We start from the raw sequence: 16,589 nt of genomic DNA on the forward strand, positions 1-16,589 counted from the left end.
TCATATTGTGACGGGATTCTACTCGCCGGTAGGCAGTGTAAAACTAAATTTGGCGCCACCCGCCGGACGGTTTTCCGCTTGTAGCTGGCCACCATGACGCTCGATCAGGGTTCGGCTGATCGCTAATCCCATACCAAGCCCATCCACTTTGGTGGTAAAAAACTGCTCAAATAACTGTTCTGGATCGGCGGGTAAACCCGGCCCCTGATCCAGCACCGAGATTATAACCTGACCCGCTTGATCCGTTGAAGCCTCCAGCCACACCTTGAGTGGTGACTGATCTGCCTCACGATGGCAGGCTTCGATACCATTAAGCAGCAGGTTAAGCAGTATCTGTTCCAGCTGAATCCGATCGGCATAGACCTCGGGGAGCCTTGGTAGTTTATTTTCCAGTAGTACATGGTGTTTTTTCGCCGCACTGGCACAAAAGCCAAGCAGATCATTAACTAACACATTTAGCGATACCAACGCCCGTTCAGGCTCGCTTTTACGACTAAAATCCATCATCTGTCGCACAATTTCACCGGCCCGCAGCGCAGTATTGGCGATTTTTTCCAGTGGTTGCTCAATCGCCGCCACCGCGGATTCTCGATCCTGTTGTAGGCGTCGCTGAATACCGCGCACGTAATTCACCACCGCCGTTAAGGGTTGATTGATCTCATGAGCCAGCCCCGTGGCCATCTCGCCCATGGTAATCAGCCGAGCAGCATGATCGATCTCTTGTTGATACTGCAGCTGTTTCGCTTCGGCTTGCTTGATGGCGGTCATATCCCGCGCCACGGTGGAGAAATATTCCAATTGGTTATCCAGTGTGCGATGTGCCAGCACCTCTAACATGACGGGAATCGCTCGCTGCTGTCGCCGACTCAACATCTGCGCCTCACCGCGCCAACTGCCCTGATCACGCGCTTGCGGCAAAGCCTGCTGCTGTAACACCGCATAACTATCGGGGGTAAAGAGTCGATTTAAGGGCAGCTCAGACCCATCGACCTCTAATCCTAAAGCATCTCTGGCGGCCTCATTTAATTGGCTGACCCGATGATCCGGCGTCACGAAGGCGACTAAATCACTGCTGTGTTCCAGCACCCGGGCCAAACGGCGGTTCGCTTGTTCAGTGTTAATACGCTGACTCACATCCCGCGAGACCACTAAGATCTCTTTTAGCTCATCGGTGTGCGGATCTCGAATCGTACGGCTGGTGCTTTCTAGCCAGGTATAATGGCCATCTTTACAGCGAAATCGGTAGGTATGGGTATATAAGCCCCGTTCATAACTCACACTGGGCGCGCGACGTTTGAAGTTTTCAACATCGTCGGGGTGATATAGCTCATAGGCCGAGATCCCGACAATTTCATCGACACTGTAACCCAGCAAGTGGGTAACCGCGGGGGAAACATCGATAAAACACCAGTCGTCTGGGCTATGCCGCGAGATCATATCCGTCGACTGTTCGGCCATCTCGGCCAAAAGCCGGTTCCGCTCGACCTCCGCCGGCGACATCAGGATCTCCGGCGCAGGCTTATGACGATCTGTGGTCTTCATCCCGACAGGCTCCGATAATTGTTAGGCATATGATCGCTACCTGACCAAGCCCTACCGGACTCGGCCAATCTGGTAGCAATACGAGATAGACGCTGAATTAGCGTAAGAACTTCATGCTAAAATCCTTAAACTCAGGCACATCAGAGCGCCTCATCCACTCGAAACCGACCATCTCCCGCGTGACAATTTTAACCCCCTCATCTCGCATCCGAGCAATCGCATATTCAGTATCTACTGGGTTACGGGCGGAGATTGCGTCGGCGACAACATAGACGGTTTTACCTAGCTCCCGTAAGCGCAGTGCGCTCTGCATCACACAGGCATGGGCTTCCATACCGCAGATTACAAATGTTTCACAATCCATCGCATCGATACGAGCGCTGCACTCCGGTGAATCCACACAGGAGAAAAAAGTCTTGGCGATAAAATCATCCGCTGGCAGTAGTGCTTTCAACTCTTCAGTGGTTGGCCCCACGCCCCGTGGATATTGCTCTGTGCCCAACACCGGCACATCAACCAATTGCGCCAATTCCATCAACCAACGGCAGTTTTTCACTAACGCTTCACTCTGATGTACACCTGGCAACAATTTAGCCTGAACATCAATCACTAGCAGAGCGCATTTTTCTTTATTCATCAGCATCTTGTTTATCCTTTTTGAACTGGACGGCGATCAACCATATTTGTCGCTACACCTTCAGCAACCACCTTGCCTTTCACACTACAGACGGTTTCCATAACCACTCGGCGACGCGCCTCATTAATCTCTATCACCTTTGCCGTGGCCGTCACCGTATCACCAATATAGACCGGCGCTTTAAATTTTAACTGCTGATCCACATAGATCGCACCTGGCCCTGGCATGCGCGTCCCCAGTACTGCAGAGATCAGTGCTGCACTAAACATACCATGGACAATACGCTGACCAAACATCGTTTGGGCAGCATATTCGGCGTTGATATGCACCGGGTTATCATCGCCAGACACACCTGCAAACAGCACCACATCCGCTTCCGTCACGGTTTTGGCATAGCTCGCCGTTTGCCCTACCACTAAGTCTTCCAAGTAAAACCCGTGTAAATCATCCATCGTTTCATCCTCAATCATTGTTATTCTGGCCCTTAAAGCAGGCGATGAGATAGCTCTGTGGACTCAACAGTAATGGTTTTTACCTATAAAACCAAGTAAAAACCCTTGGTTTTATGATTCAATCCTGTTAATTTGGCGCAACATAGAACGGCATTCTGAATAATGCTGAGGAAAACGAATATGACTCAGATCCAACAATCAAAGGAAGCTCCGACACTGCTAAGCCGAACGATTGGCCATCTACGTCGTATCTGGCGCACACCTTCCGATACCCCCTTGGCAGATGAGCTACAACTCAGTCCCACGCTAGAACCTAGCGATGCGGAACAACTGATTCAGTGGATGGATAGCTGTCTACTACAAGCGTGCAATGAGGTCACTGCACGTAGCCGTGCCGTTATTCTGGGACGCAGCTATCTAAGGCTGAACGAACAGGGTCGCAGCCGCTTTTTATTGCTACTCGCCGAACATTATGGCGTGAATAACGAGCAGGTCGAAACGTGTTTCCAACAGTGGCAAAGCGCACCAGCAGAACAACGTGCCGAAGCGGTACAGCAATTAAGAGAGTCACTGGACCCTCCTCGATTACGCTTACTCACCCAATTCAACGGTTTGCCAGAGGGGGTTAAATTTCTGGTGGATATGCGTGCCGAACTCCTGACGCTGAAAAAAACTTATCCACAGCTCACCGAATTAGAAGGCGATCTGAAGCGTTTACTGATCGGTTGGTTTGATATTGGTTTGCTGCAGCTAGAGCAAATTACTTGGCAATCCAGTGCCGAACGGCTGGAAAAACTGATCGCCTATGAAGCGGTACACGAAATTCAAAGCTGGGATGATCTCAAAAATCGCCTCGATTCCGATCGTCGCTGCTTTGCTTTCTTTCATCCCAACATGCCTAACGAGCCGCTGATCTTTGTCGAAGTCGCACTGGTGCAAGGGTTAGCCGATAATATTCAAACATTACTCGATGAAGCCGCGCCACTACAGGATATACAACAGGCCGATACCGCTATTTTCTATTCCATCTCGAATGCTCAGCAGGGCTTGGCTGGTATCAGTTTTGGCAACTTTCTGATCAAGCGAGTGGTTGCCAAACTACAACAGGAATACCCTCAGCTAACACAGTTTTCAACCCTCTCACCGATGCCCGGCTTTTGCCGCTGGCTAGCTAAACAGGATAGCGCCGAACTCGAACAGCTCCCCGGCGGCAAACAATGGCTACAGCTCAAGTCAGATTTGGATATCAGCGTAGATCAGCCACCGGCTGAAGCCCGTGAGCCCTTATTGAATCTGGCCTGCTACTACCTTAGCCAAGCCAAAAAAAGAGGCCACTTCAGTGCTGACCCTGTAGCCCACTTTCATCTGACCAATGGTGCCCAGATCGCCCAGCTGAACTGGCTGGCTGACTCCTCAGCCAAAGGCTTACAGCAGTCGGCCGGTATCATGGTCAATTATCTCTACCAATTACCGCATATTGAATCGCGCAGTCAAGATTACAACCAGCAAGGTTCGGTCGCACTGGCTCAGAACCTGAAATCGAGGCTCAAGCGATAACCTCAATACGCAGCCATAACCAATAAATATAATATCGATAGGAGAACAACATGACCCAACGTATAGCCGTCGTCACCGGCGCCAACGGTGGTTTAGGCGAAACCATGTGTAAAGCCATGTCCGATCAGGGCCATAAAGTGGTGGGAAGTTACCTACCTGGCACCGATAATGATGCTAAAGCTTGGCAACAAGCGATGCAAACAGCGGGCTATGACATCACGATCTATCCCGTGGATGTCACCGATTACGATAGCTGCTGCAACTTTGTCACACAGGTGGAACGCGAACTTGGACCGATCGACATTCTGGTGAACAACGCCGGTATCACCCGTGACGCTCCGCTCAAACGTATGCAGCCAGAGCAATGGCAGGCAGTACTTCGCACCAATCTCGATTCCATGTACAACATGTGTCAGCCGGTGTTTGATGCCATGTGCAACCGTGGCTTTGGCCGGATCGTTAACATCTCTTCGCTAAACGGTGAACAGGGTCAGTTTGGTCAAGCAAACTATTCTGCCGCTAAAGCGGGTATCTATGGTTTCACTAAGGCGATAGCTAAAGAGGGTGCCCGCAAAGGCGTTACCGTTAATGCGGTGTCGCCAGGTTTTATCGACACCCCGATGGTGCGCCAAATACCGGAGAATGTATTAGAGTCGATTGTCGCTGGCATCCCGGTGGGCCGTCTTGGACAGCCGGAAGAGATTTCCCGCGCAGTCGCATTCTTAACCGCCGAGGAGGCGGGTTATATCACCGGGACGAACCTCTCTGTCAATGGCGGCGAGTATATGAGTTAATCCTCAGCCTCTGAATTAAGATCTTCCGCTCAGCAGTGAGGCTGTTACAATTCGCTCATGATATCGTCGAATCAACACTTTACGCTGGCTCTACGCAGTTACAGCGCCGAGACTAACCGCCACCAGCATGATTACCATCAGTTGGTGCTGCCGGTGGCGGGGTTGTTGGAGATGACCGTGGGTCAACGGGCAGGCAAGGTTTCGTGCCAATCTGCCGCGATTATCGCAGCGGGAGAGGATCATGACTTTGCCGCCGCGGATGATAACTGCTTTGTGGTCGCGGATATTCCGGCGGCCTTAGCGCCTGAGCTGCAACGCTTACCCGCCTTTATTCAACTAACACCGGCGTTAATTCAATATGTCGGCTTCCTACAGCTGCAACTCCAGTTTCAACTACAGCAATCAAATTCTGCCACCAGCCAACGACAAATGTTACTCCTGTTAATACAGTTATTGCATGAGCAACAGAACGAACCACTCAACCTTGATCGGCGCATCAGCACCGCACGCCGTTACCTAGATGAACACTATTGTGACACCGTTAGTTTGGCTCAATTAGCGAGCATCGCGAACCTTAGCCCACGTCAGTTGAGTCAACTGTTTCGACAACAATTAGGTATGACACCGATGCAATATTTGCTCGAAAAACGGATGCAACGGGCTTGGCAACTATTGGAACAACAAAACCTCAGCATTCAGCAGGTCGCTGAGGCCACCGGTTATAGCAATCTCGCAGCCTTTAGCGACCGGTTTCGCAAGCATTTCGATATTCCGCCGAGCTACTTCCGCCGTTGCGGCAAATAAAAACGCCATCTTGAGAAAGCCTCTCGCCGACGATACCGCTATGCTGATGTTATTCTTTTTCGAGTATTTTTTATGCAAAACAAAACCATACGCGCGACTCTCATTGGCTCGATCTCGATTTTCCTTTGGGGCACACTTGCCTTACTCACTCGTTTAACCGAAGGCCGCATACCGCCGTTTCAGTTAATGGCGATGACCTTTACTCTGGCGTTTCTGCTGATGTCAGTCAATTGGTGGCGTCAGGGGCATCTTGGCTTACGCCACCTGCGACAACCAAGATTGGCGTGGGTGTTAGGCGTGGGTGGATATTTTGGTTATCACTTCTGTTACTTTCTCGCGATGACCAAGGCACCAGCGGTAAGCGTCAGTCTGCTCGCCTATCTATGGCCGTTACTGATCGTTTTATTGGCGGGGTTACTACCCGGTGAAAATTTGCTCAAGCGACATATGCTCGGCGCCATCATTGCCCTATTCGGCTGCTGGTTACTTATCGGGCAGGGTGCTGACGGCTTTAACCCGCAGTATCTTAGCGGCTATCTGCTGGCCCTCACCTGCGCCCTGATATGGTCGGGTTACTCGGTGCTCAGTCGCTTGGTCAAACAGGTATCCACCGATGCCGCGGGCTGGTTTTGCGCGGCCACCGCACTGTTAGCACTGCTCTGCCACTGGTTGTGGGAAACCACTGTTTGGCCTGACTCAATGACTCAATGGATCGGCGTAATTGGTCTAGGGATCGGTCCGGTCGGCATCGCTTTCTTTACCTGGGACTACGGTATTAAACATGGCAACTTGCAGCTGCTCGGGGTGCTAGCCTATTCAGCGCCGTTGATCTCGGCGCTATTATTAGTGCTCGCTGGACTAGCCCCAGCGGATATCACCTTAGTGCTGTCCTGCTTAGCCATCGTGATCGGCTCATTGATTGCCGGATATCGGCGTCGCCAAGCATAATACCTAGCGTCAGTGGGCTTGCAGTGGCTTTTCCGCTGTGCCCACACTATCGGCGGGCTTAGCCGACAGCCATTCAGCGGCGACCATCACCTTGTGTAGCATATGTTCGAAGGAATAACGTTGACTGGGGGGCAAGCTCAGCGTCATGCCCTCCCCTTTTGCAGGTAGCATTATGATCTGCACCAACTTATCCAGCGTTTTAATATCGATACGTTGCACCAAAATACCCGCTTCTCCTAGGGGATAATCACTGGCTTCAGCTTGATAGGGGGTGGCAAAGTCAGCCTGTTGTACGGCCCCATGCTTTTCGATATCACCGAGGCTTTGCCGTTGTTCCGGTTGCAGATGACTGGCGCTGTTTTCAGTGGGGAAAGTATGTTCATCAAACAGTTTGCTCATCTGTAACGCCAAACGTCGTGTCCACCAAGCGCGATACTCTTTACCTTTCTCATTGGCACGAATAAGAATGCGATCTTCAGCTGCGTTATAGCTGAGATTAATCTGATTCTGCGGCACTGTATTCGCTGATTTCGATGCGTTCATATCGCTTCCTATAAGGTTGCCCGATGATGAGAAATAGCCGCTATCTGCGCCACATTATCCGGAATATCCTTAAGACAGGTTACGGCACGATCCGCTGGCTCAATATCCGGCCATGCACGTTGATCCAAATTAACCCAGACTGTCCACAGTCCCGCATTTTTAGCACCAAAAATATCATGATGCGGATTATCACCGATGTGGATAACTTGCTCTGCACGTAACTGTTGTTGATGCAGCATCCGTTCAAACATCAATGGATGCGGTTTCTCTTTACCAACACCATCGGCATTCAGGGCAAAATCGAAGATATCCCCAAGGCCAACGCGATTGACATCGGCATTGCCATTACTCAGCGCACCGATCAAATAACCCTTAGCTTTTAACTTTTCCAGCATCGCCCGCGCATGTTCAAACAGCTCAACCTGATTGCGGGCTTCGATAAACACCTCAAATGCCTGATGCGCCAACGCCACCGCTTGTGCTTCGGTATAACCGGCGGCGAGTAAACCGATTTCCAACTGTTTCAAACGTATCAGGGTGACACTGTGACTGATATCAGGGAAGGTCTCTAAGGCGCGCTGCTTCAAATGATCGAAATCGTTCAACTGATAGCATTTTACAAACGCGGCCGCATGTTCACTCAACCACTGATATAAGGTGTTATTTGCTTCTACAATGACTGGATCAACTGCCCAAAGGGTGTCATCCAGATCGAAGGTTATACATTTAATCATCGTCTTGTTGCGCCTTCTTATGCGACTGCTTATGCGCCCGAGGGTGGGCTTTATCGTAAACATCCATCAGATGTCTGAAATCAAGATGGGTATAGATCTGCGTGGTCGAGATATCCACATGTCCGAGTAACTCCTGCACCGCACGCAGATCACCGCTAGACTCCAGCATATGACTGGCAAACGAATGACGTAACCGGTGTGGATAAACCTTCCCTTGAGTATGCTGCATCTTTGCGCGGCGATCGATACGTAACTGTACACTACGACGGCTAATACGCGTGCCACGTTTACTCACAAAGACGGCCATCTCCCCTGATCTCGCCATGCTATCACGCCGCTCAAGCCAGTGATCGAGTGCCTGCATCGCCGGTGCACCAATCGGTAAAATGCGCTCTTTTGCCCCTTTACCCATTACCCGTAAACTTGCATCCTGCCAATCGATACTGTCTAAATCAAGACTCACAAGTTCCGCTAGACGCAGCCCTGACGAATAAAGTAGTTCTAACATCGCCTGATCACGGCACGCCAATGGATCGGTTTTATCCCCATCACTATCGAGTAGATGATTCAGTTGATCGACGTCTAAGGTTTGCGGTAATCGACGCGGACTTTTAGGCGCGGCGACACCCAACGCGGGGTTTTGCTTCACCAGTCCTTCACGATAAAGGTATTTATAGAAACTACGAGTAGCAGACAATAGCCGCTGAATACTTTTCCCACCTAAACCGTCACGATGAACCCAAGCCACAAAGTTGCGGATATGTTTGGCTTCGATGCGTGCCCAATCAATCTGACCATCGGGAAACAGAGTGCTATGTTGTAGATAATCTAGCAGACGCGCTAGATCACGTTGATAATTATTAACCGTGTGACGAGAATACTGCCGTTCGCTACTTAGATAAGTATAAAACTTATCTAAGTCAGCGTTACCTGAAGCCATCAATGCAGCTCCTCAATCGGGTCTGCTTACCTGCAGCAGGGGTGATAGCACACGACTGAGTGCCTGACCGATATAATCTAAAAACAGCGTGCCCTGATTGCTCTGAAAGTAACTCGCATCATAGCTACCAATGGCCAAGACTCCCAGAGTCTCACCTTTCACCAAGGGTACCGCGGCCGCCGATTTAACCCGAAACGCCTGATCGCGAAACAGAAACTGATTTTGCAACTCGGTTAAATTTCCGCACCGCGTTTGGGACTGATCCACCAGTGTATCGATGGCTGCAGCTTCCGCGCGGGGCATTAGCCGCAGGTTATTCTGTTCTTCCCGTTGCTCACTGAACAACACAAGCGCGGTGGTATCACTATTAAAATCCTGACACAGGCTTTCATCGATCGCGACCGCGACATCATCGAGGGTTTGCGCATCCATCAACGCTAGAATCATAGTCTTCGTTTTAGAAAACTGAATATCGTTTTCTCGCGCAATACCCAGCATATCACCGAGATAATCATGCAGTTCTCGATTTTTTTCCCGCAGCAAATGGGTCTGACGTTCGACCAACGACACCGTCGTGCCCCGTTGATGTGGCACATAAAGCTTTTCTAGCAAGTATTCATGAGTGCTAAAAAAATCGGGATGCTGCGTTAAATAATCGGCCACCTGCTCGGCACTGATTGTCGCGGCCTGCAGCGTTGCCGAGCTCGCCATTGAAGAGGTTGCTTGATCGAGCTTAGGCTCGACACTGTTAGAATCGCTCATATGAAAATCTGTCCTTCATATACCGTCGTTGCTGGGCCAGTCATCAGTAGCTGTTCGCCTTCACCGGGCCACTCAATCTGCAGCGTGCCACCGGGCAGATGAACGGTTACTTTATCATCTAACAAACCGCGCAAACGGCCCGCCACCACTGCCGCACAAGCACCGGTGCCACAGGCTTTAGTTTCTCCCGCACCCCGTTCGTAAACCCGCAAACGGATCTCGGCACCGCTAATCACTTCCATAAAACCAATATTCGCCTTCGCGGGAAAGTCCGGTGCGGATTCCAGTGCTGGCCCCCAAGATTCAACCGGGGCTTTATCAACGGCATCCACCACTAACACACCATGAGGGTTACCCATCGATACCGCACTAATCTGTACAGTCTGACCATCGACATCGATGGGGTAGGTTGCCGCTCGCTGCGCCGCCTTAAAGGGAATATCCTGAGGCTCTAAAACCGGTACTCCCATATCCACGATCACCTGTTTATCATCAGTGATCGTGAGATAGATCGGCCCTTTCTGAGTTTCTACCGCCACGGTCTCTTTCGCCGTCAGGCGCTTATCGCGAACAAACTTGGCAAAGCAGCGAGCACCGTTACCACAATGTTCAACTTCACTGCCATCGGCATTGAAGATACGATACCGAAAATCCATATCAGGATTGCTCGGCGGCTCGACCAGGAGTAACTGATCGAACCCTACACCAAAGTTGCGATCGGCCAGTCGGCTGACAATCTCAGCGTTAACCTTGACCTTCTGTGTTACCGTATCAAGCACCAGAAAATCGTTACCTAAGCCATGCATTTTTGTAAATCTAACTAGCATAATCATCTCGTCAGGCGCACTGTTCGGACAGTGCTTTGCCTCATCTGTCGGGCGATTCAACTGATCTTATCCGTTATGGGAAGATCGGCCTATCAACCCGGTAATACCGCTTCACCGCGCAGCTGATCAACAATTGTTTCACGCTTACGAATCAGGTGAATCTGATTATCATCCACCATCACTTCTGCCGCACGGTTACGCGTATTGTAATTAGAACTCATGCCGAAACCATAGGCACCAGCAGAACAAACAGCTAATAAATCGCCCGGCGCGATATTTAATTCACGGTCTTTACCTAAAAAGTCACCGGATTCACATACCGGCCCCACTAAATCAAACCGACGAGCGTCACCTTCTTGGCGCACATCCACCGGAATAATATCCATATAAGCACTATAAAGTGCTGGACGGATAAGGTCATTCATCGCGGCATCAATAATGGCAAAGTTTTTATGCTCGGTGCATTTCAAAAACTCGACCCGAGTAATCATGATACCCGCATTAGCGGCGATCGAGCGGCCCGGCTCAAAAATCAGTTTCAGGGGACGATCACCCAGCTTCTCGATCACGGCGGCGATATATGCCTGTGGCGTTGGTGGCACTTCATCGGTATAACAGACGCCTAAGCCACCGCCTAGATCGAGGTGCTTAATCGTAATCCCCTGTTCAGCCAGGCTATCAATCAACAACAACAAACGATCTAAAGCATCGAGAAACGGCGCAATCTCGGTTAACTGTGAACCGATATGACAATCAACACCCTGCACATCCAAATGACTCAGGCTATGGGCATAGGCATAGATCCGTGCCGCATCATCGATCGCCACCCCGAACTTATTATCCTTTAAACCGGTCGAGATATACGGATGAGTACCGGCATCGACATCGGGATTGACGCGCAACGAGATCGCCGCCACTTTATCCATGTCACTGGCGACGTTATTTAAGCGATCAAGTTCGGCTTCAGATTCTATATTAAAACAATGAATACCCAGCTCCAGCGCGCGACGCATCTCATCTTCACGCTTAGCGACCCCAGAAAAAACAACCTTAGCGGGATCGCCACCGGCTTTAATTACTCGCTCTAACTCACCTAATGAGACGATATCGAAGCCCGCCCCTAAGCGCGCCAGCACATTCAATACGCCAATATTAGCGTTCGCTTTTACCGCATAGCACACCAAGGCATCGCGGCCCTCAAGTGCCTGAGCATAATCCAAATAAGCGCGCTCTAAGGCATCGCGGGAATAGATATACGTCGGCGTTCCATACTGTTCGGCAATGCGGCTTACCAGCACTTCCTCGGCGCAAAGATGGCCGTTAAGATATTGAAAATTATCCATTGTCTTCTGTCTGCTTTCAATAGAGTTACTGCTCAGCAAGGCTGAACCCGTGTTATCAGTCATCGCCGCTACAACCTCAGTCGTAACAAAGATGGCCGGTATGCTATGTGGTTACTGTTGCGTCTGTTTAGGCGCTTGATCGGGCAGATAAAGTTCACCTTTCTGACCACAACCACCGATTAACAAGGCACTAAAAAAAATGGCTATCCAACAGGCTTTCACAACGTTTATCCCTGACATTAAATTAATCGTTCGATTATACAGGGCTGTTGCCATGATGAGTACCAGCACGAACTGCTATATACTCTGCCCTAATAATAATTTTTGCCACCGAGTAACCGACTGTGACCAGCATGAACGAATCTGAATTTAGCCAGAAAGTTGACGACACCCTCGAACAGATAGAAGAAATTTTAGATACCGCAGAAACCGACATCGATTTCATGAATAACGGCGGCGTACTCACAATCATCTGTGAAAACAAATCCCAAGTGATCTTTACCCGTCAAACACCGGTGAAACAACTCTGGCTGGCGGCGCGTAGCGGTGGATTTCACTTTGATTTTAACGGTGATACCTGGGTGCGTGATAGCGATGGCGCGTTGTTAAATGATGTGCTGAGCGCCATTTTAGCCGAGCAAGCTGGCGAGTCATTCAGCTTCGACCTGTAAGGATCCATACCATGTCATTTGAAAACGCGCTGCAGCGTCATCTGCAAACGTTTAAGCGGCTACCGGAAATCCAAGCCGATGTAGACACCCTCGCGGCTCAAATTGCGACTACCTTCGCTGCCGGCGGTAAACTTCTGTTGATGGGCAATGGTGGCAGTGCCGCGGATAGTCAGCATTTAGCCGCGGAATTTGTGGTCCGTTATAAAGCTGAACGACGGGCACTACCGGCGATCGCACTGACCGTCGATACCTCGATTCTAACCGCGCATTCAAACGACTATAGCTTTGATTCTGTGTTTACCCGTCAAATCGAAGCGCTTTGTCAGCCTCGTGATCTGGTGATCGGGCTATCCACCTCGGGTAACAGTGCCAATGTTATTCATGCCATCGAAGCGGCTCAAACTATCGGCGCCGTTTGCTGGGCATGGACCGGCGAAAATGGCGGCAAACTGAACAGTATTGCCGATCATCTCATTAAGGCGCCAAGCACTGAAACCGCGAGAATTCAGGAAGCGCATCTCTTTATTGGACACTGGTTGTGTGAAGCGATGGATCGACAATTCAGTACTGCCGAGGAGACATCCTCCTAAGCTCAATCGCGAGTAAAGCAGGCAAGTATGTTATGCAGGTGAATCAATGCCTGCCTGCTGTTTCAGCAACGCCAACTGTTGCTCCAACGCGCCACGATTCGCGGCAATATAGTTGCTGCCTCGCATCCCCATCGCTTGCGCCTGTGCCGGATGCGCCAACAGTTCAGCCATAGCTGACTGTAACTCGGCAGCATCACTCACCACTTGTAGCGCCAGCTCTTGTGTCATCGTCTCGACAATGTGCTGAAAGTTATACACATAAGGTCCCATTAACACCGGCTTAGCCAAAACCGCCGGCTCGAGTGGGTTATGGCCGCCCCTCTCAATTAAACTGCCACCGACAAAAGCCATATCCGCCGTACTGTAGAGCGTCATTAGGTCGCCCATCGTATCGCCCAGATAAACCTCACACTCTGGGGTTGGCGCTGACGCTTGACTACGACGGCAGGTCTCAAATCCCGCACAGAGACTCTGATCGTAGATGGTAGTGAAACGCTCGGGATGACGCGGCACTAAAATCAATAGTAAGTTATGATAGCGCGACTGTAGATTAGCAAATACCTCAAGCAGTTGCGCTTCTTCATCATCATGGGTGCTCGCCGCAATAATCACCGGACGCTCCGCCCCCCAAGCAGCGCGTAAATGCGCGGCTTCACTAACGCTGTTTTGCGGCGCAGCGATATCAAATTTAATACTGCCGGTTACCTGCAACTTATCCACAGACAAGCCTAAAGCGGCAAAACGCTCCGCATCGGTCTGATTTTGCACCGCAATCGTGGTGATCTCTTGCAGCATCGGTTTGATAAGCCATTGAAACCGCTGATAGCCACGTGCCGAGCGAGCAGATAAGCGAGCATTGGTTACCAAGATCGGCACTCCGCGTTTAGCACAGCTGTGGATAAGGTTAGGCCACAGTTCCGTTTCGACAATGACGCAGCTTCGCGGTTGAATGCGTCGATGAAAGCGGCTCAAGGCATCAGGAAGATCATAGGGACAGTAGGCATGACCAACACGATCGCCAAAATGGTGCTGCACCCGCGCACTACCGGTCGGCGTCATACTGGTGATGAACACCGGTATCGATGGCTGCTCCGTCAATAGTTTTTCGACTAACGGAATAATCGCCATGGTTTCACCAAACGAAACCGCATGAATCCAGATAGGCCGTTCACCGGCTAAACGGGGCACAAAGCCAAACCGTTCTCGCCAACGCTGACGATATTCTGGACTCTGACGCCCACGTCGCCATAGTTTCAACAAAATAAGCGGTGTTAGGCAGTAAAATAACAACGAATAAAGAAATCGGGCCATATGAAGGTAAGCGTATTCCGGACAGAAAAAATCAGTTTACCATTATCAGACTATGATACCGAAGGTATAATAGTCACTGTTAATCGGCGGAATAATACATGCAAACGATAAAGACAGATCTGGTGATTCTGGGGGGCGGTATCGCTGGCCTATGGTTGCTCAATCGCGCGCAACAACAGGGTTTTGATGCGCTCTTGTTAGAAACGGGTGATCTCGGCGGTGCTCAGTCAGTGCGTTCGCAAGGCATCATCCATGGTGGCACCAAATATGCTCTAAATGGCGTGCTGACTCAAGCCTCCAGCAGTATAGCCGATATGCCATCTCGCTGGCGTGCCTGTTTGCAGGGCCGAGGAGAGTTGGATCTCAGTGCCGCACGGATACTCTCAGAAGCCCACTACATGTGGTCGAAAGCCTCCCTTGGGGCAAAAATGACCAGTTTTTTTGCCAGCAAAGCCCTAAAAGGCCGAGTAGAAGCCATCAGCGCTGAGGAGCGACCTCAGGTATTCAACGACCCACAGTTTCGTGGCAACCTTTACAAGCTGAATGAAATTGTGCTCGATGTGCCATCGGTCATCGAAGCACTGACGAAACCAGTCTTACAGCGTATCGTTAAAGTCACCGCCGATGACGTTCGAGTCTGTGCCACTCAAGGCTCGATCGCAGCGATACAACTGCCGCAAGTGCACATCGAAGCGCAACGCTATATCACCACGGCCGGTGAAGGGACTGAAGCACTGTTGCAGCAGCTAAATATTGAGCAGCCACAGATGCAGCGTCGGCCTCTGCATATGGTCATGGTGCGACACGCTAGTGTATTACCGACCTTTGCTCACTGCATCAGTAGCGGCAGTAAGCCAGTGGTCACTATCACCACACACCCCACCATTGATGGCGAACAGGTATGGTATCTCGGTGGTAATCTGGCTGAAACTGGGGTCAACTTAACGCCACAACAACAGATTGAAAAAGCCCAAAAGCTGATCGCAGAACTACTGCCATGGATTAATTTGAAGAATCCTCGCTGGGCGAGTTTGCATATTAATCGCGCGGAACCCAAACAATCATCGCTCACTCGGCCTGACTCAGCCTTTGCCCAGGCGCAACAAAATAGCATTATCAGTTGGCCAACCAAACTGGCATTAGCGCCAGATTTAGCCGATCAAATTCTCACCCTGCTGCAGCATCAAGCGATTAGCCCGCAATACCGCGCCGATACGACCATCATTGATCACCTGCCCCGTCCCGATATTGCTCAACCCGTCTGGGAGACTCTATTTTGCTAACCCCTCGCACGATTGCCGGTACCGATTTACAGGTCAGCCCTATTGGGCTTGGCACGGTAAAGCTTGGACGCGATAAAGGCGTAAAGTATCCCGATCAGTTCACCATTCCGGATGATACCGCTGCACGTTATCTACTGGATATCAGTAAAGCGCTCGGCATTAACCTACTCGATACCGCACCCGCCTATGGTAACAGCGAGATACGACTGGGCCAGCTATTAACCAATCAACGCAATGATTGGCTAATCTGTAGCAAGGTAGGGGAAGAATTTGATCCGCAAACAGGGCTATCACACTTTAACTTCAGTCCGGAACATATCCGTTTCAGCGTTGAGCGCAGCTTAAAACGGCTCAACACCGATGTGATCGATATCCTCTTAGTACATTCTGACGGTAACGATCTGCAGCGGATCCATCAGGACGGCGTCCTACAGCAGCTCGCGTTACTCAAAGCCGAAGGTAAAATTCGTGCAGGGGGAATGTCGACTAAGACCATCGAAGGCGGTATCGAAACACTCAAGCACGCGGATATCGCCATGATCACTTACAACCTGAATGATCAACATGAATTACCGGTGATCGACTATGCTCTCGCCCAGCAGAAAGGTATTTTTATCAAAAAGGCGCTGTCCTCGGGACATATTCCTCAGGCACACACCACCGACCCCGTACGCGCCAGTTTTGATTTAGTGCTGGGGCATCCCGGCGTTAGCAGTGCCATTATCGGCACCATTAATCCCGATCATCTGCGCGCTAATGTGACGACTGTGGCCGACTGCCTAGCCCGCCACACCACTTAAGCAAACCACCGACAGGGCGGCGCTTTAAGGTTGTCTTATTAAGTTGCGTTA

At 50.6% G+C, this 16,589-nt stretch carries 19 protein-coding genes; 8 read left to right on the forward strand and 11 right to left on the reverse strand.

Features of this window, described 5'->3' with window-relative positions; translation table 11 throughout:
• Positions 1 to 18: 18 nt before the first annotated feature.
• The 3 genes from Q4488_RS15365 to Q4488_RS15375 all read right to left on the reverse strand — a co-directional run bounded on the left by Q4488_RS15365 (position 19) and on the right by Q4488_RS15375 (position 2,631).
• Positions 19 to 1,542 carry a PAS domain S-box protein gene (locus tag Q4488_RS15365; RefSeq protein ID WP_303581366.1) on the reverse strand — a complete coding sequence of 508 codons (1,524 nt, stop codon included), beginning with the start codon at positions 1,540 to 1,542 and terminating at the stop codon, positions 19 to 21.
• Positions 1,543 to 1,639: 97 nt separating this feature from the next.
• Positions 1,640 to 2,185, reverse strand: coding sequence for a hydrolase (locus Q4488_RS15370; protein ID WP_303581367.1), 546 nt, complete (start codon positions 2,183 to 2,185; stop codon positions 1,640 to 1,642).
• A gap of 5 nt (positions 2,186 to 2,190) precedes the next feature.
• Positions 2,191 to 2,631, reverse strand: coding sequence for a MaoC family dehydratase (locus Q4488_RS15375; protein WP_303581368.1), 441 nt, complete (start codon positions 2,629 to 2,631; stop codon positions 2,191 to 2,193).
• Positions 2,632 to 2,811: 180 nt separating this feature from the next.
• Between Q4488_RS15375 and Q4488_RS15380 the strand changes: the two genes are divergently transcribed.
• The 4 genes from Q4488_RS15380 (at position 2,812) to Q4488_RS15395 (ending at position 6,734) form a co-directional block, all read left to right on the forward strand.
• On the forward strand, positions 2,812 to 4,188 hold the full coding sequence (locus Q4488_RS15380) for a malonyl-CoA decarboxylase (RefSeq protein WP_303581369.1): 1,377 nt from the start codon (positions 2,812 to 2,814) through the stop codon (positions 4,186 to 4,188).
• A 50-nt stretch (positions 4,189 to 4,238) separates the two neighbouring features.
• Positions 4,239 to 4,982: an acetoacetyl-CoA reductase gene (phbB, locus tag Q4488_RS15385; protein ID WP_303581370.1), complete on the forward strand. Its 744-nt coding sequence runs from the start codon at positions 4,239 to 4,241 to the stop codon at positions 4,980 to 4,982.
• 57 nt (positions 4,983 to 5,039) lie between these two features.
• Positions 5,040 to 5,786, forward strand: coding sequence for an AraC family transcriptional regulator (locus Q4488_RS15390; protein WP_303581371.1), 747 nt, complete (start codon positions 5,040 to 5,042; stop codon positions 5,784 to 5,786).
• A 72-nt stretch (positions 5,787 to 5,858) separates the two neighbouring features.
• Entirely contained in the window at positions 5,859 to 6,734 is an 876-nt protein-coding gene (locus tag Q4488_RS15395) for a DMT family transporter (RefSeq protein WP_303581372.1), read from the forward strand.
• 9 nt (positions 6,735 to 6,743) lie between these two features.
• On the opposite strand, the gene Q4488_RS15400 is transcribed toward Q4488_RS15395, so the two are convergent.
• The 7 genes from Q4488_RS15400 to Q4488_RS15430 form a co-directional block, all read right to left on the reverse strand.
• Positions 6,744 to 7,277: a hypothetical protein gene (locus tag Q4488_RS15400; protein WP_303581373.1), complete on the reverse strand. Its 534-nt coding sequence runs from the start codon at positions 7,275 to 7,277 to the stop codon at positions 6,744 to 6,746.
• Between the two features lie 8 nt (positions 7,278 to 7,285).
• Positions 7,286 to 8,011 (reverse strand): HAD family hydrolase, encoded by a 726-nt coding sequence (locus Q4488_RS15405; RefSeq protein WP_303581374.1) that lies wholly within the window; start codon positions 8,009 to 8,011, stop codon positions 7,286 to 7,288.
• Positions 8,004 to 8,951, reverse strand: coding sequence for a tyrosine recombinase XerC (gene xerC, locus Q4488_RS15410; RefSeq protein WP_303581375.1), 948 nt, complete (start codon positions 8,949 to 8,951; stop codon positions 8,004 to 8,006). Before xerC ends, Q4488_RS15405 begins: the two co-directional genes overlap by 8 nt.
• 12 nt (positions 8,952 to 8,963) lie before the next feature.
• Complete coding sequence (locus Q4488_RS15415; protein ID WP_368411587.1) at positions 8,964 to 9,713, reverse strand: DUF484 family protein; 750 nt, start codon at positions 9,711 to 9,713, stop codon at positions 8,964 to 8,966.
• A complete protein-coding gene (dapF, locus tag Q4488_RS15420) occupies positions 9,710 to 10,540 on the reverse strand; it encodes a diaminopimelate epimerase (protein WP_303581376.1) in 831 nt (276 codons plus the stop codon). The genes Q4488_RS15415 and dapF overlap by 4 nt, the downstream gene beginning before the upstream one ends.
• Positions 10,541 to 10,632: 92 nt before the next feature.
• A complete protein-coding gene (gene lysA, locus Q4488_RS15425; protein WP_303581397.1) occupies positions 10,633 to 11,883 on the reverse strand; it encodes a diaminopimelate decarboxylase in 1,251 nt (416 codons plus the stop codon).
• 111 nt (positions 11,884 to 11,994) lie between these two features.
• Positions 11,995 to 12,159 carry a lipoprotein gene (locus Q4488_RS15430; protein WP_303581377.1) on the reverse strand — a complete coding sequence of 55 codons (165 nt, stop codon included), beginning with the start codon at positions 12,157 to 12,159 and terminating at the stop codon, positions 11,995 to 11,997.
• 77 nt (positions 12,160 to 12,236) lie between these two features.
• On the opposite strand from Q4488_RS15430, the gene cyaY reads away from it, so the two are divergent.
• Together cyaY and Q4488_RS15440 are read left to right on the forward strand one after the other, a co-directional pair.
• Positions 12,237 to 12,554, forward strand: a complete 318-nt coding sequence (gene cyaY / locus Q4488_RS15435; protein ID WP_303581378.1) for an iron donor protein CyaY — start codon at positions 12,237 to 12,239, stop codon at positions 12,552 to 12,554.
• Positions 12,555 to 12,565: 11 nt separating this feature from the next.
• Complete coding sequence (locus Q4488_RS15440) at positions 12,566 to 13,144, forward strand: SIS domain-containing protein (RefSeq protein ID WP_303581379.1); 579 nt, start codon at positions 12,566 to 12,568, stop codon at positions 13,142 to 13,144.
• A gap of 30 nt (positions 13,145 to 13,174) precedes the next feature.
• On the opposite strand, the gene waaA is transcribed toward Q4488_RS15440, so the two are convergent.
• The gene (gene waaA, locus Q4488_RS15445; RefSeq protein ID WP_303581380.1) at positions 13,175 to 14,455 is read right to left on the reverse strand and encodes a lipid IV(A) 3-deoxy-D-manno-octulosonic acid transferase; all 1,281 of its coding nucleotides are present in this window, start codon (positions 14,453 to 14,455) and stop codon (positions 13,175 to 13,177) included.
• A 98-nt stretch (positions 14,456 to 14,553) separates the two neighbouring features.
• Between waaA and Q4488_RS15450 the strand changes: the two genes are divergently transcribed.
• Both Q4488_RS15450 and Q4488_RS15455 read left to right on the forward strand, forming a co-directional pair.
• Complete coding sequence (locus tag Q4488_RS15450) at positions 14,554 to 15,738, forward strand: FAD-dependent oxidoreductase (RefSeq protein WP_303581381.1); 1,185 nt, start codon at positions 14,554 to 14,556, stop codon at positions 15,736 to 15,738.
• Entirely contained in the window at positions 15,732 to 16,538 is an 807-nt protein-coding gene (locus Q4488_RS15455; RefSeq protein WP_303581382.1) for an aldo/keto reductase, read from the forward strand. The genes Q4488_RS15450 and Q4488_RS15455 overlap by 7 nt, the downstream gene beginning before the upstream one ends.
• Positions 16,539 to 16,589 lie beyond the last annotated feature (51 nt).

It is taken from the genome of Amphritea sp. 1_MG-2023 (assembly GCF_030547545.1).
Classification (GTDB): domain Bacteria; phylum Pseudomonadota; class Gammaproteobacteria; order Pseudomonadales; family Balneatricaceae; genus Amphritea.